The sequence below is a fragment of the Pedobacter frigoris genome, assembly GCF_032678645.1.
Lineage (GTDB): Bacteria > Bacteroidota > Bacteroidia > Sphingobacteriales > Sphingobacteriaceae > Pedobacter > Pedobacter frigoris_A.
In genome coordinates this window covers 274,991-290,530 of the sequence record NZ_JAVTSP010000006.1, presented here as the reverse complement: position 1 = coordinate 290,530, position 15,540 = coordinate 274,991, and the positions used below count along the sequence as shown (strand labels likewise).

Genomic DNA, 15,540 nt, shown 5'->3' with positions numbered 1-15,540 from the left:
TGTGTCGCAGCTTGTTTAGCATATGGGCTCAGCATTGCTGCAGTATCTGCAATATTCACTTTCAATGCAATAGCCGATTGGTTTGCATTAAGTGCCGTTTGTGTCGCAGCTTGTTTAGCATATGGACTCAGCATTGCAGTTGTATCTGCAATATTCACTTTCAATGCAATAGCCGATTGGTTTGCTGTTAAAGCATTTTGAGTAGCTGCTTGTTTAGCATAAGGGCTCAGCATTGCTGCAGTATCTGCAATATTCACTTTCAATGCAATCGCTGACTGGTTTGCATTAAGTGCCATTTGTGTCGCAGCCTGCTTAGCATATGGGCTCAGCATTGCAGTTGTATCTGCAATATTCACTTTCAATGCAATAGCCGATTGATTCGCATTAAGTGCCATTTGTGTCGCAGCCTGCTTAGCATATGGGCTCAGCATTGCAGTTGTATCTGCAATGTTAACCTTCAATGCAATCGCCGATTGATTCGCATTAAGTGCCATTTGTGTCGCAGCCTGCTTAGCATATGGACTCAGCATTGCTACAGTATCTGCAATATTAACCTTCAAGGCAATTTGATTTTCTAAACCGGTACTGGAATTCGATTCATCAGCCGGACTCCATTCCGTGCCATTCCATTTTAAGACCTGACCAGTTTTTGGAGCTGTAATGCTTACTGCAGATCCCTGCAATTTATTCACATTAGGATTTGGGTATGATCCTCCAAGGTCCCCCCCTGCAGAACCAGAAGGAGCTGCTGAACTTGCAAAAATAGCGTATGGAACAGATTGAAGTTGTGAACTACCCATATCAACAAAACTACTTCCACCCTTAAGGTCAATCTCCACCTGTAAAAATTTATTACCTGTAGACCAGTTGATGTCACTCATCCTTCCAGTCTGAGAAGTTGCTCCACTGCTCCCTATAACGATATTAAACATTCCAAATTTATTGGTTATAGGTTTTCTCACCTCGAGATAAACCGCAGAGCCACTCGCACTACCATCACGAATTGAAAGTCTTAGAGCAATCATTTGATCTACGACCGGACTACCATCAGCCTTTCTGGCGACACCCTGATAATTAATCTGCGGTAGTTGCTGCGCTTTAAGGATGCCAAAAGAAAATGATAGAAATACAGATAAAAAGAAAAATTTCTGGTAAAATTTAAACATATGCGAGAATTAAAATAGAATTATTTAATGATGGTAATGAAGCCTTTTTTTGAGTAAACATAATTGCCCTTCTTGAGCCTAATCACATAATAATAGGTACCTTCTGCGAGTGCTTTACCGTCTACATTCGCTGTCCAGTCATTTTGATAGTTCTTCCGATTGAACATAATTCGGCCAGATCGATCAAAAACCGTGACCTCATTGTCAGGATAATCCTCTATCTTTTCAACGATCCAAACATCATTTTTACCATCTCCATTGGGAGATAAGATATTGGTGGGATTAATCAGAAAATCAGCGTAGCTAAAAGGCATAAAAAAAATACCCTGGAGGAATCCATTGCTGATTATAGCATTCGTATTCACCATAGTTTCTACAATGGCCATTTCACCCACACTCCACTCATACGTTATTCCACCATTTGTAGACGTATTTCCTGAAGAATTTACAATAGAAGAGCTTACAATTTGTGAGTATGCGTCCCCGGAAAAAAGTAGAATTAGAAAAAAAATTACCCTATACTTCATATAATAAAATGAATGTCCAATAAAAGTGAGAAAAAAATTAACAAAAAATTAAAGAAACATAATTATCTATTAGTAAAGTTACCAACAATAAGATGTAGCCATTTTAACGGGGTGAAAAACGGATCTGAACGTCCAAAATATCAAGAAAAAAAATTAACCCAATACAAATTTTGCTATCACACTGAAAATCAATCCATGTGGCTAAATAATCCCTTCCATTTAAAATTATACTTTTTAGAGTGCTATTATTTAGCGATATTTGGGCCTTCTGTTTTATGAATCATTAATCCGTAATTTTAGGCCATGTATAATAAAAGTGATATTGAATTAAAGGTAGCTGAATTTTTATTACAAATAAAAGCAATAAAGTTACAACCTAACAATCCATTTACATGGGCTTCTGGTTGGAAATCCCCTATTTATTGTGACAACAGGATCACACTTTCTCATCCTTCCGTCAGAACCTACATCAGACAGAAACTTAGCCAGCTGATTCAGGAAGAATTTGGCTCAGTAGACTTAATTGCAGGTGTCGCAACAGCAGGTATCCCTCAGGGTGCTTTGGTGGCTCAGGAACTGGGACTACCATTTGCCTATGTAAGATCAAAGGCTAAAGAACATGGTACAGGGAGTCTGATTGAAGGAGAAATTGTAGAAGGACAGCGTGTAGTAGTGATAGAAGACTTGATTTCAACAGGAAAAAGCAGCTTACAAGCTGTCGATGCACTAAGAAATGCTGGATTATCAGTAGCTGGCCTTGTAGCCATCTTTACCTATGGTTTTGATCAGGCTGAAGAGAATTTTGCCGCAGCTAAATGCCGTTACGCCACATTATCTAATTACAATACGTTAATCGAATATGCGGCAGAACATAGTTTCATCGCACAAAAAGATGTAGATCTTTTAACGCAATGGCGTAGAAATCCTTCTGAATGGGGGAAACAATTAGAACAACTAACCTAAGAATAATATGACAGTTATCGAAAGCAGTGCTGAACTGAACCTGCCCTTAGAAAAAGTTTATGCTTTTTTAGCCGACTTAAATAATCATCAGCAATTAATGCCCGAGAATATTTATAACTGGTCGTCCACTGAAGACGAAGCTAGTTTCACAATTCAAAATATGGCTAAACTTGCAATCAGAATCTCTGAACGTAAGGAAAATCAGGAACTCACAGCAATTCCTACCGAAAAGCCACCGTTTGATGTGGAATTAAAATGGACTGTAGCTGATAACGGAAAAGGCGGTACGACTGCTAAACACATCATTTCTGCTGATTTGAATATGATGATGAAAATGCTGGCCTCAGGACCATTGCAAAAACTGGCTGATCATCAAACACAAAAGCTAGCTGAGGTATTAAAGTAACCTCCTTTAAATAAAATAAAAAAGCTGATCCTAAAAAGATCAGCTTTTTTTATGGCTATTATTGAGGCTCTAGCACCCACTGTTGATTGTTTCCACCACTCGTTCCGCTCAACGTATACAAGATCATCTTTGTACCACTAGTAGTACTGCTTCCCGGATTATCCAAAACATAATGATTGGATAGGTTACTTTGAATATAGTACTTACCACTTCCGACTGAAACAAGGTTCCACTGCTGATTTAAATTGTTTGTAACCTGATATTGAATTAAGTTTACACCAGAAGTCTGAATACTACCTGCAACATCTATTGCTTTGTTACTATTTCTGTTAATCAACACAGTAGCCCCACTCTGACTGCTCAATTGCCATTGCTGGCCGTAGTTAGTGCTGCTTGTGCTTTGAACTACATAAGCATTATTCGCCGTGCTGTTGTTTTCTATAGAGAGGTACAAACCGCTGGAGAAATTTTTAATCTTATACCAGGTAGAAGAACCGGATGCTGCAAATGCAGCAGTAACTGCAGCGGAAACCTGGTTAAATATATCTGTAATCGTTACTCTTGCAGTATAGTTACCTGCAGCAAGAGTTGTAGGAATTGCAGCAGTTCTTTTTTGCGGCAGCACCTCTTCAACTGTCTGAACTACAGTACCAGATCCATTCAATATTTCTACTTTGGAAGATAACTGAGGTGTTTTGGTTGCATTAGTAGTCCAGCTAACATTTATGGTTCCGGCAGTATAACTTGCAGAAACAGAACTTACAGTACCTACAGTAAGCGTCGGCGCTGATCCCTGATTTGTTTGCACAGGTAAGCTAAGCGTGCGTCCGGTTCCGAAAGCAGCACTAGGCTGTACATTACCACCATGTTCCATAAAGTATGCATCTTCTGTAGCATCATATCCGGAATTGAACGCTCTATCATAAATACCGTTTCGCCCTGCATCATTTGCATTTGCACTGAATGTTCTGCTCGAGTGTTTTTGCCAGGTGTTACTTGTATTTAAATTCCAACAATCTTTAAAAAATGCCTTTCTAATAAAACTTCCATCATAATTGGGATTAGTACCCACCCAATTTTCCAGAAAGGAATCATTGCCTGAACCAAGAAATGTAGTCCTCTCTACCATCGCCAATGTATAAGTATGAAACCAGGTACCTGTAGACATATTTTGGATAAATGTACCGACGAATAATTCTCCATCTCTCTTCCATGCACGCAGCGCAATGTTATACCAGGTATTTAAGGACCATTGATAAGGATTGATAGTCTTCCAGCCATCACCTTCTCCTCCGAATCTACTGGTTACCGTATTCGAGGCAGAGTAGGCCACCCTGGAATAAACTCCTCCAGTGGTGTTAGGGTCCCATAGCGACGAAATCAGAATGTTTGGGGTACCGAAGGATTGGTCAGGAGTCTGTTGTAAGCCAGCATAACCTCCACTGTAATTGTGCACAGAAAAATATTCTGTATTGGCAGACTGAGTAATTTTAATCTTGTGAATTTTTGCTATAGCATCGGAAGGAAAAGTAAAAAAAATATGCTGTGAAGGTGCGGCGTTCTCTCCTGCAAGTAAAGTCACATTATTAGATTGTTGTGTTCCAACCGCTAGTTTTTCTTGCTTAACCGTGTCTGCCACTGGTATTTTCGCACATGAAAAGAGGGTAAATAAAAAAGTAAATGCTAACATTCTTTTAGTCAGTTGTTTAATAGTTGGTTTTTTCATTTTTGTTTAGGTTATATTAGGATAATTAAGAATTCGCAACAGTCATGAATCAACGCACTGCAAAAGCCTACCCATAAAATAACCCAGGGCTTTTGTCCCTGTCTTTAATTGTGTTATTTAAAGACGATAATCTAAATTAACTATTGATTTATTAATCATGCCTTAAAACACAACACAAACGGTTGCGCAGCAACTGAAAACCACAGCACACCTATTTTTTGGATGATTATTTTTTCCTAAAAAGATACTAAATACCTGTATTTATCTGATTCACAGTATATTTTACAACTCTAAACGCAAAAAAAGGCAATTTCCCTATTTTTTCCAATGCAAACGTTTGAGTAATAATTGTCCGACTGATACCAGGCCGGATATAATAGTCAGTCTAGGTTGTGTTATATTTCTAACTGGTCTTCAGACTGTGTTCATATTGTATAAATTTTGCCTTCCTGTTGCAAAAGCAAGACAATAGCAAGAGAGGAGCAAGAGAAAAGCAAGACAAAAGCAAGAGAAATATACACTTCAACATTATCTCTTATGCTTCATATTTATTGACTTATCCTCATTTTCTTCATGACGAAATAAAATCCTATGGCGGTAAGAACCAACACTACAACCGTACCCCACCAAAGCATACTAAAGCCATAAGCAGCGGCTATTCTTGTTCCCACAAAAGGTGAAAATATATGAGCGGCAGAAAAAGAAAGTGAGTTAACCCCCATATACGCACCCCTTTTTTTAACAGAAGATCTTTGCAAGGTGATTGTTGCCATGAATGGCATTGCAAGAATTTCTGAAATACAAAACACAAACATGGCAATGTATAGCACCCAAACTCCATGAGCAAGGTTCAGAATCATAAACGAAATTGAACATAATATTGCCCCCCAAACAATTACCGTCAATGATGTAAATCGCTTTTCGGCAATATGGACGAGAAGCATTTCCAGTGAAAATACCACCAGACCACTGAAGGCCAAAATGACGCCTATTTCTGCTTCAGACAATTGATACACCGTCCGATAATACAATGGAAGTGTGCTGAGTAATTGAAAAAAACAAATTGCAAAAACACAGCATAAAATACTAAATAGCATAAATGGGCTATCTTTGTAAGGCGATCTATCTACGTGTTCGCCCTCCTCCTCTTTCGCTTCTTCTTTTGTGTTTTTCTCATTCCCTTTGCGATTACGGAAATAGATATAAAACAATACCGCAGAGAAAAAAGCGGCTATAGCATTTCCGTAAAATAAGAAAGTATAAGAAACCGCAGCTAAAAATCCTCCTAAGGCCGGACCAATAGAAAATCCTAAATTTAACGCCATTCTATTCAATGAAAAAGACCTGATGACATTGTCTGGCTTTGAGTAATAAGCTATGGAAACAGAGTTTGCGGGCCTGAAAGTCTCAGAGATAATACTCAGCATAAACACACCTATTGCCATAGTAACGACCGTATTCAGTTCAGGAAGCAAAAAAAACATTGGCACGGTAAGTATGAGACTTGCAAGCTGTACTTTGAAATGTCCTATCTTATCGGTAAGCCATCCACCCAAAAAAGAACCCGAAACAGCACCAACTCCAAAGCAACTTAGTATGGTACCGGTATCTTCCAATGTAAACTGAAGATGATTGATCATATAAACCCCTAAAAAAGGAATTACCATCGCCCCGCTTCTGTTGATGAGCATCACCAGGGCAAGCATCCATGCAGGTGTAGATAAACCCCTATAGGCATCCAGGTATAAACGTATGAACTCTCTCATTTAATATTTGGCAAGTGCCAGCTTTAGTATACTATTAATAGCTTCAACCGGAAGATCCTCGACTGGATCAATCAGCATAATTTTCATCCTAGCCCTTTTTTCAATAATGAGGTCTGGATGTTCAATATGTTTACTTTCAACAATACCGATATATGGTCTCTGGTATTTCTTATGGTGCCATAAGTAACAAAACATTTTCCTTTTATAATAGAAAAAAGGCATTCCGTACTTCCATTCAGGGCTGATGTCCTTATCAAATTTCAGAATCAAATCCCTCAATGCCATAAAACAGCCTCCGAAGGGCTCTTCTTGCTGTAAATAGAAATTTTCAAGAGGAGTTAACATAAATAGATGAATGTAGGTCCTCAAAGTTCGGAAAATTTAAAGAGAATCTATCTCATCCGATAGCTTTTATCCAATGAAAATGTACTACATCTTATTTAGGATTTTATTCCCCTTGCTTTTGCAACCTTCAATAAAACTTCAAACATTTTTTCCGGTGCAAATGGCTTATTCAGAATATCATATACCTGTATTGCAGCAAATTTTTGCTTTACTGCCGCCATGATATCTGCTGTAAAAATAATTGTATGTATATCCTGATATTTACCGCGAATGATCTCGGCGAGCTCATAACCGTCCATACCTGGCATGTGCAAATCAGACATCGCGACATGGTAGTGATTTTTTTCTATCAGTTTCAGCGCTTCCCTTCCATCATGAGCACAATCAGCATGAATACCAAAATATTCCATCTGCTTGCGTGCCACCATTAAATTTATTGGATTATCTTCCACCAACAATACTTTCAGACCGGCAAGTTGATCTTTAAAAACAAAACAGGCCGGAGCGTCTGCGGAGTCATCTATATTTTGATCAGCAGCGATTTCCAGATTAAGGTCAAAATAGAATTTCGATCCTTCTCCTACTTTGCTTTTTAAATGCACTTTACTATGGTGGAGCCCGGCCAGCTTCTGTGTAATGGCAAGTCCGAGACCAGTACCAGAATGTTCACGCCTTGTAGATTGCTGAATTTGTTTGAAGCTTTCAAATACATGCTCTTGTAGCTCACAAGGGATACCCATCCCTGTATCTTTTACGGCAAAATGAATCTGTGCATGATTTGCTTGTGTAGAAACCAGCTTCACCATGAGGGTTACCTCTCCATTATCCGTAAATTTTATTGCATTACTGATTAAGTTATTCAACATCTGGCTCAGACGCACAGGATCAGCAACCAATTTATAAGGAATGCGGCTATCAATAATACTTTTGAGTTGAATGCCTTTTGATTTTGCTACTGATTTAAATTGATTTCTAATATTTTTCACCAATTTAAACAAATCAAGCTCTGTATGAATCAGATCTAATTTCTCACTTTCCATTTTAGTTAGATCCAGAATATCATTGATCAGTTGCATCAAATGATCTGCGGAAAAGATCAGATTGCCGATATATTCTTTTTGGTCTGTCGTATGGTTCAATTTTAATAAGTTGGCGATTCCAATAATCCCGTTTAATGGAGTACGGATTTCATGACTCATCACAGAAAGGAATTCCGATTTGGTTTTTGACGCCTTTTCAGCAATATTTTTTGCTTCAGTCAGAGCTGCATTACTAATTTCCAGTTGTTGTGTTGCCTTCGCCAGGGCAAGATCAGCTAGTTTACGTTCCGTGATATTTTCTATACTCAGTACCAGCAGGTAATCTTCAAGCTTTTCTGCAATTACCACTGGCTTTATCCTTGCCTTAAACCATTCATTAATTTCAGGACTCAAATGCGGATATTCCACTTCCTGTACGATACCTGTTTTTATAGCCTTATTTACAGATTCACTAAAAGTGACCGAATGGGGACCTAGTACTTCTGCTATTGTTTTGCCGAGAAAGTCCTCTTTTGGCATAAAAAGCATATGCTCATCAGACGTCCATACATGTTTAAAGGTATGATTACCATCGATTTCAAATACGATATCTTCCAGTGAAGTAATGAGAGATTGCAAATGGGTTGTTAATTCCTCGAGCTTTTCCTTACCGAACTCACGAGCGCACGTTTCATTCATATGATAAACAATACATTATTATAGTTCATTCAGTGTTTGGTGTAGGTAGATATTATCAAACCAATTGCCAAAAGTCAGATTACCGCAATTATACTTTTTTTAGCTTAAAAAACTTGGAAACAATGGCTTCTGAGCAGTTTTCTGTAATATGGAATTTGAGAGCACAAAACAGGATTATCCCGCCGAAACCCCAAACCGTAACGGTTTTACCCCAATTTCGGGCTATAATTTCTACTCAGCGGCTTACCAGCATCCCTCAACTTTTTAAAATAAGGTAAAATCACGATCACTAAAGAAAACCCTAGCGAATTCGGGCAAAAGCAGGTTGAATAAAACCGAAATATCATATTAAGTCATTTTTTCAGCATAAACCATTATTTATCAGCCATTTAGTCATCGTAAAATGATTTATACCGACAAAATTTCCGATATTATACAAAAAACTAAGATGGCATCTGCTTTGTTTAATACTTGCCATGAACTTCAACAATTTTACTATAAAAGCCCAGGAAGCAATTCAACAGGCTTCCGAAATAGCCCAGGGCAATCAGCAGCAGGCTATTGAGACAGCACACCTGTTAAAAGGTTTGCTTACTGTTGATGAAAATGTAGTCTCTTATGTCCTCAAAAAATTAAATGTAAATCTAAATGTTTTAAACCAGCACTTAGATGATCAAATATCAAAATTCCCCAAAGTAAGTGGAAGCAGCGCGTATTTGACCTCAGGAAGCAATTCGGCTTTGCAAAAAGCACAATCCTACCTGAAGGAATTTAAAGATGAGTTTGTTTCTGTCGAACATTTGTTACTTGGGATCCTATCTGTTAATGACAATACTTCAAAATTTCTAAAAGATCAGGGTGTAAATGAGAAAGACCTTAAAAAAGCCATCATTGCTTTGAGGGGTGATAACCACGTTACTGATCAAAATGCGGAAGCCACATATAATGCACTGAACAAATATGCAAGAAACCTAAACGAATATGCAGAATCCGGCAAGCTGGATCCTGTAATTGGCCGTGACGATGAAATCAGAAGAGTGATCCAGATCTTATCGAGGCGTACCAAAAATAACCCGATACTAATTGGTGAACCCGGTGTTGGTAAAACAGCTATTGCGGAAGGTATTGCTTTCCGAATCATCAAGGGTGATGTTCCTACGAACCTGAAAACAAAAACCGTTTATTCGCTGGACATGGGTGCGCTGATTGCAGGTGCGAAATACAAAGGGGAATTTGAAGAACGTTTGAAAGCAGTGGTAAAAGAAGTTACCCAAAGTGATGGGGATATCATCCTCTTTATTGATGAGATTCATACGTTAGTAGGTGCTGGTGGTGGTGAAGGTGCTATGGATGCAGCAAATATTCTAAAGCCGGCCTTAGCAAGAGGCGAGCTTAGAGCAATTGGAGCAACAACACTGGATGAATATCAGAAATACCTTGAGAAAGATAAAGCTTTGGAACGCCGCTTCCAGAAGGTAATGGTAGATGAACCTGATACCCAGGACGCCATTTCTATACTTAGGGGCTTGAAGGAACGCTATGAAACCCACCATAAAGTGCGGATCAAAGATGAAGCGATCATTGCAGCTGTAGAAATGTCACAGCGGTATATTGCTGATCGTTTCCTACCGGATAAGGCCATTGACTTGATGGATGAGGCGGCCTCAAAACTGCGTCTTGAAATGGATAGCGTACCTGAGAAAGTGGATGAATTAAATCGCAAGATCATGCAGCTTGAAATCGAACGTGAGGCAATTAAACGGGAGAATGATACTCAAAAGGTAAAATCATTGGGTGAAGAAATTGCGAATTTATCGGCAGAGCGCGATGAGATCAAAGCCAAATGGCAGGGTGAAAAAGACCTGGTGGACAACATCAATAACGAACTTGAACAGGTAGAAAACTACAAACTGGAGGCTGATCAGGCTGAACGTGCAGGGGACTATGGAAAAGTTGCGGAGATTCGTTATGGCAAGATTAAGGAAGCACAGGATAATGTAGAAAAATTAAAGCTTCAGCTTGAGGGCCTGCAAAGCGAAAGCCGCATGCTGAAAGAAGAAGTTACTGCAGATGACATTGCTGGTGTAGTGGGCAGGTGGACCGGTATTCCGGTAACTAAACTGGTTTCAAGCGAGCGTGAGAAGTTATTAAATCTGGAAAACGAATTACACAAGCGCGTTGCCGGACAAGATGAGGCCATTGAAGCTATATCTGATGCCATTCGACGTTCCAGGGCAGGGTTACAGGATAAGCGTAAGCCTATTGGATCTTTTATTTTCCTGGGGACTACCGGTGTGGGTAAAACAGAGTTGGCAAAAGCACTTGCAGAGTTTCTTTTCAATGATGAAAATGCAATGACTCGTATAGACATGAGTGAGTATCAAGAACGACATGCAGTTTCGCGTCTGATCGGGGCTCCCCCAGGATACGTAGGCTATGATGAAGGTGGGCAGTTGACAGAAGCGGTGCGCAGAAAACCCTATTCTGTGATCCTATTGGATGAGATTGAGAAAGCACATCCTGATGTATTCAATATTCTGCTACAGGTTTTGGATGATGGAAGGTTGACTGATAATAAAGGCCGAGTGGTGAATTTTAAAAACACGATCATCATCATGACCTCCAATATAGGTTCACACCTGATACAGGATAATTTTAAAGCACTTAGTGATGAAAATCGCGATGAAGTGATTGCTAAAACGAAAAGTGAGTTATTTGAACTGCTTAAACAGACGATCAGACCAGAATTTTTAAACAGGATAGATGAGCTGATCATGTTTACACCGTTGAACCGTAATGAGCTTAGAGATATTGTAACGCTACAATTCAGACATGTACAGGAAACACTCGCTGATATGGGAATAGAAATCGAAGCTTCAGAAGAGGCATTGGATTGGCTGGCAGAATTGGGTTATGATCCGCAATTTGGGGCTAGACCGCTAAAACGTGTGATACAAAAACGAATTCTAAATGAGCTTTCTAAAGAGATTCTTTCTGGAAAAGTGAATAAGGACAGCAAGATAAAGCTGGACATGTTTGATCATAAGTTTGTGTTTTTGAATGCAAAGGAAGAGACTAAAGATTTAGCTAAATAGAAGTAATCGAGCAACTATTTAGCACGTCATCCCGAAGAATGAGGGATCTCTTGGATGTGATTAAACAAGAGATCTCTCCTATCGTCGAGATGACGTTTTATTTTACAATGACAATAAGCCTACCTTTACCTAAGACGCTTATTTCTTTCTCGTTTCTATATTGGGTAGAAATGCAGTTAGCATCCCGATCAAAGGCAGGAATGAACAGATATGAAACACATATTCGATGCTGGTACTATCGGCCAGTTTGCCCAGTAGAGCTGAGCCAATGCCCCCCATCCCAAAAGCAAAACCGAAGAATAGTCCCGCTACCAAACCTACCTTTCCAGGTATCAATTCCTGGGCATACACCAGGATCGCCGAAAATGCAGAAGCTAAAATCATTCCTATTGGTACAATTAATACGCCTGTCCAGAATAGATTTGCATAGGGCAATAACAGCGCAAAAGGCGCTGTCCCCAAAATAGAGAACCAGATTACATATTTACGCCCGAATCTGTCCCCCACGGGTCCGCCTACCAGAGTTCCTGCGGCAACTGATACTAGAAAAACAAACAAATAAATCTGTGAAGCCTGTACAGAAACATTGAACTTATGAATCACGTAGAAAGTGAAATAACTAGTGAGACTGGCCATGTAAAAATACTTCGAGAAAATTAATATTAGTAAAATAACAACAGCAGATACCACCTTTTTCCTCGAAAAAGTATTGACGATACTCTGTGTTTTACCTTTTTGCTGAGCTTTTGTAAGCATGTACCCTTTGTACCAGTTGCCCACCCTGCTTAATATTAAAATTGCTATTAGAGCTATTGCCGAAAACCAAATTACGCTGGTTTGCCCATAAGGCACAATGATCCAAGCTGCAAGCAACGGACCCAATGAACTTCCAAAATTTCCGCCCAACTGGAAGATAGACTGAGCCAGCCCTCTCCTGCCCCCTGAGGCTGCATGCGCCATCCTCGAAGCCTCGGGATGAAAAATAGATGAACCTGTACCTACTAGAGCAACCGAGATCAGCATCATATAAAATCCTGTAGACTGGGACAAAGTAACCAGTCCAAGTAAGGTAAATCCCATACCTATAGCTAGAGAATAAGGCTGAGGCTTTTTATCAGTATATAGACCCACAAATGGCTGAAAAAGGGATGCTGCCATTTGAAAGGTCAGGGTGATCAATCCAATTTGTGTAAAAGTGAGGTGATAGGAAACTTTCACCACAGGATAGATCGCCGGAATAAGCGACTGTATGGTATCATTTAAAAGATGAGAGAAGCTAATCGCAAAAAGTATAGGAAATACGGTTTTTTCTACTGCATTTCCAGTAGTAGAGACAGAATTCATTGATAGTTATTTATTAAAATCCAAAGGTAGGCATTCAGTTGCTCCATTCTGGAGGAATATTGAAACAAACCTGTTTCAATCGGCTGATTTTTGTTTAACAAAAAACAAAATTACATGAATAAAACCAATTAAAGGAGAACATTATAGGCTTAAGGTTGTTATACTTCATAGTTTCAATTATTATAATTACAGTTCACATGAAAATTGCTTATATTTCCTCTTACCCGCCACGTGAGTGTGGCATTGCAACGTTTAATCAAAATCTATTAAAAGCGATTGGTTATAATAAAAATGCTGTTTCTGAAGATAGTTTTGTGGTGGCGATGAATGACACCGAATCTTTGGACGAATATGAATATCCCAAAGAGGTTAAATACATCATCAGACAGGAAAACCAAAAAGATTATATCCGTGCTGCAGACTACATTAATACAAGTCTTGCAGATGCCTGTATATTAGAGCATGAATATGGCATTTTTGGCGGTGAGAACGGGGTTTATATCCTTCCATTTATAGCCCGTCTTCAAAAGCCCTTAATTACCATCTTTCACACCATATTAAAAGATCCCAACTACATGCAGCTTACTGTCCTTAGGGAAGTTGCCAAGCATTCTTCGAGAATTGTGGTGATGAGCCACCGTGCGGTAGGTTTTCTAACCAGTATCTACGGTATTCCTTTCGAAAAGATCCAGTTGATTGAGCATGGAGTTCCCGATCTGGAGCCCAAAACAGATAATCCGGTTAGGCAATCACTGGCTTTTAAAGGGAAAAAAGTATTATTTACGTTTGGTCTGATCAGCCGTAACAAAGGACTTGAAACAGTGATAGAAGCGCTACCTAGGATCGTAGCTCAAAATCCTGATGTGATGTATGTTATCTTGGGCACAACACACCCTGGGGTAATCCGGAATTCCGGAGAGGAATATAGAGATAGTCTGAAACGGCTGGCGCGAAAACTGAATGTAGAAGACAATATCACGTTTGTCAACAAGTTTGTGTCGGAAGAGGAACTTCACGACTATCTGACAGCGTGCGATATGTACATCACACCATACTTAAACGAAGCACAGATCACCAGCGGGACTTTATCATATGCCATCGGAGCCGGTGCAGCGGTAATCTCTACTCCATACTGGCATGCACAGGAACTTTTGGCTGACAACAGGGGCCGGTTATTTGATTTCAAAGATTCGGAAAGCCTGGCAAATATTGTCAACGAATTATTTGCTGATAAAAACAAACTGCAACAGCTTAAATCAAATGCATTTGAATATGGATTGCATTTGAGGTGGCCGACTACCGGTGAGGTATTTGTTGATGTACTCGACGAGGCAATAGCTAAATTCCTATCGGAAAATGAGCAAGGTGGTAAACCTATTATTGATCCTGATATGATGCCGACCTTCAGTTTAGCACATATCCAGCGACTTACAGATGATACCGGTATTGTACAACATGCGAAATACGGGATTCCAAACTTAAAGGAAGGTTACTGTTTGGACGATAATTCCAGGGCCTTAATTCTAACTATACTGGCATATCAGCAAAATAAAAGTAAAGTCGCCTTAGAATTGTTGCCAATTTATCTGAGCTACATCCAATATATGCAGCTGGAGGATGGAAATTTCAGGAACTTTCTAAGTTTTAAACGTGAATATCTGGATGAAGTAGGCTCTGAAGATTCCTTTGGGAGAACAATATGGTCATTGGGTTACCTGATCAAAAATGCACCAAATAACTCTTATCGGGAATTTGCAAAAGATCTCTTTTTAAAATCGGTTCCTCATTTTTCGCAATTGAAACATTTGCGCGGAATTGCAAATACGATGATTGGTTTATCGAACTTTATGAAAGCACACCCCTATGACGAACATATAGGAAATCAGTTTGATCGATTGGCAACTCCATTAAAAGACGCTTATAAGGCTAATAAAGAAGGTCATTGGCATTGGTTTGAAGAAAAGATGACTTATGACAATGCCATATTGCCCCTTGCTTTATTGTGTCATTATGAAATCACCAAGGATCAGGAATCGATGGATATTGCGCTGGAAAGTATGGAGTACCTAACACAAAAAACGCTGATCAAAGGATACCTCAATCCGGTTGGAAATGATGGGTGGCTATATAGAGATAGTGGAGAAATGGCAATTTATGATCAGCAGGCTATTGAAACAATGGCAATGGTACTCATGTATTTTAAAGCCTACGAGATCACACATGATCTGGTGTACATTAAACAAATGTATTTAAGTTACCAGTGGTTTCTGGGTGAAAACAGTCTAAGATTGCCTTTGTTTGATTATGAAACCAAGGGATGTGGTGATGGTTTACAGGAATATGGGATCAATCGAAATCAGGGAGCAGAAAGCACCCTGGCTTATTGGATTTCACATCTTATTGTTTTAAAAGCGCTGGAATCTGAATATCAATTTATACAAAGCAGCGACCTCACAGCAGCACAAAAGCAAGAGTTCTAAAGCC

Annotated in this window: 10 protein-coding genes and 1 pseudogene; 4 read left to right on the top strand and 7 right to left on the bottom strand. The window is 39.3% G+C overall.

Going from position 1 to position 15,540, the window contains the following annotated elements:
• Nucleotides 1–1,166: pseudogene (locus R2Q78_RS18705) on the bottom strand (hypothetical protein); the annotation flags it as partial.
• 20 nt (nucleotides 1,167–1,186) lie between these two features.
• On the bottom strand, nucleotides 1,187–1,693 hold the full coding sequence (locus R2Q78_RS18700) for a gliding motility-associated C-terminal domain-containing protein (protein ID WP_316794074.1): 507 nt from the start codon (nucleotides 1,691–1,693) through the stop codon (nucleotides 1,187–1,189).
• A 303-nt stretch (nucleotides 1,694–1,996) separates the two neighbouring features.
• Here R2Q78_RS18700 and pyrE point away from each other — a divergent pair, with 303 nt between their 5' ends.
• Together pyrE and R2Q78_RS18690 are read left to right on the top strand one after the other, a co-directional pair.
• The gene (gene pyrE, locus R2Q78_RS18695; RefSeq protein WP_316794073.1) at nucleotides 1,997–2,656 is read left to right on the top strand and encodes an orotate phosphoribosyltransferase; all 660 of its coding nucleotides are present in this window, start codon (nucleotides 1,997–1,999) and stop codon (nucleotides 2,654–2,656) included.
• Nucleotides 2,657–2,663: 7 nt separating this feature from the next.
• Nucleotides 2,664–3,062 carry an SRPBCC family protein gene (locus R2Q78_RS18690; protein WP_316794072.1) on the top strand — a complete coding sequence of 133 codons (399 nt, stop codon included), beginning with the start codon at nucleotides 2,664–2,666 and terminating at the stop codon, nucleotides 3,060–3,062.
• Between the two features lie 58 nt (nucleotides 3,063–3,120).
• Here R2Q78_RS18690 and R2Q78_RS18685 read toward each other — a convergent pair whose 3' ends face one another.
• The 4 genes from R2Q78_RS18685 to R2Q78_RS18670 form a co-directional block, all read right to left on the bottom strand.
• Nucleotides 3,121–4,788 (bottom strand): DUF3472 domain-containing protein, encoded by a 1,668-nt coding sequence (locus tag R2Q78_RS18685; RefSeq protein ID WP_316794071.1) that lies wholly within the window; start codon nucleotides 4,786–4,788, stop codon nucleotides 3,121–3,123.
• A 548-nt stretch (nucleotides 4,789–5,336) separates the two neighbouring features.
• The gene (locus R2Q78_RS18680; RefSeq protein ID WP_316794070.1) at nucleotides 5,337–6,554 is read right to left on the bottom strand and encodes an MFS transporter; all 1,218 of its coding nucleotides are present in this window, start codon (nucleotides 6,552–6,554) and stop codon (nucleotides 5,337–5,339) included.
• Nucleotides 6,555–6,899: a DUF1801 domain-containing protein gene (locus tag R2Q78_RS18675; protein WP_316794069.1), complete on the bottom strand. Its 345-nt coding sequence runs from the start codon at nucleotides 6,897–6,899 to the stop codon at nucleotides 6,555–6,557.
• Between the two features lie 95 nt (nucleotides 6,900–6,994).
• Nucleotides 6,995–8,617, bottom strand: coding sequence for an ATP-binding protein (locus tag R2Q78_RS18670; protein ID WP_316794068.1), 1,623 nt, complete (start codon nucleotides 8,615–8,617; stop codon nucleotides 6,995–6,997).
• Between the two features lie 476 nt (nucleotides 8,618–9,093).
• On the opposite strand from R2Q78_RS18670, the gene clpB reads away from it, so the two are divergent.
• On the top strand, nucleotides 9,094–11,712 hold the full coding sequence (clpB, locus tag R2Q78_RS18665; protein ID WP_316794067.1) for an ATP-dependent chaperone ClpB: 2,619 nt from the start codon (nucleotides 9,094–9,096) through the stop codon (nucleotides 11,710–11,712).
• 138 nt (nucleotides 11,713–11,850) lie between these two features.
• On the opposite strand, the gene R2Q78_RS18660 is transcribed toward clpB, so the two are convergent.
• Entirely contained in the window at nucleotides 11,851–13,056 is a 1,206-nt protein-coding gene (locus R2Q78_RS18660; protein ID WP_316794066.1) for an MFS transporter, read from the bottom strand.
• 197 nt (nucleotides 13,057–13,253) lie between these two features.
• Here R2Q78_RS18660 and R2Q78_RS18655 point away from each other — a divergent pair, with 197 nt between their 5' ends.
• Nucleotides 13,254–15,536 (top strand): glycosyltransferase family 4 protein, encoded by a 2,283-nt coding sequence (locus tag R2Q78_RS18655; RefSeq protein WP_316794065.1) that lies wholly within the window; start codon nucleotides 13,254–13,256, stop codon nucleotides 15,534–15,536.
• Nucleotides 15,537–15,540 lie beyond the last annotated feature (4 nt).

Bases quoted from the DNA above. Each gene is read 5' to 3' on its own strand.
- R2Q78_RS18680 (WP_316794070.1), bottom strand. From the start codon at position 6,554: ATGAGAGAGTTCATACGTTTATACCTGGATGCCTATAGGGGTTTATCT.
- R2Q78_RS18675 (WP_316794069.1), bottom strand. From the start codon at position 6,899: ATGTTAACTCCTCTTGAAAATTTCTATTTACAGCAAGAAGAGCCCTTC.
- R2Q78_RS18655 (WP_316794065.1), top strand. From the start codon at position 13,254: ATGAAAATTGCTTATATTTCCTCTTACCCGCCACGTGAGTGTGGCATT.
- clpB (WP_316794067.1), top strand. From the start codon at position 9,094: ATGAACTTCAACAATTTTACTATAAAAGCCCAGGAAGCAATTCAACAG.
- R2Q78_RS18700 (WP_316794074.1), bottom strand. From the start codon at position 1,693: ATGAAGTATAGGGTAATTTTTTTTCTAATTCTACTTTTTTCCGGGGAC.
- R2Q78_RS18685 (WP_316794071.1), bottom strand. From the start codon at position 4,788: ATGAAAAAACCAACTATTAAACAACTGACTAAAAGAATGTTAGCATTT.
- pyrE (WP_316794073.1), top strand. From the start codon at position 1,997: ATGTATAATAAAAGTGATATTGAATTAAAGGTAGCTGAATTTTTATTA.
- R2Q78_RS18690 (WP_316794072.1), top strand. From the start codon at position 2,664: ATGACAGTTATCGAAAGCAGTGCTGAACTGAACCTGCCCTTAGAAAAA.
- R2Q78_RS18670 (WP_316794068.1), bottom strand. From the start codon at position 8,617: ATGAATGAAACGTGCGCTCGTGAGTTCGGTAAGGAAAAGCTCGAGGAA.
- R2Q78_RS18660 (WP_316794066.1), bottom strand. From the start codon at position 13,056: ATGAATTCTGTCTCTACTACTGGAAATGCAGTAGAAAAAACCGTATTT.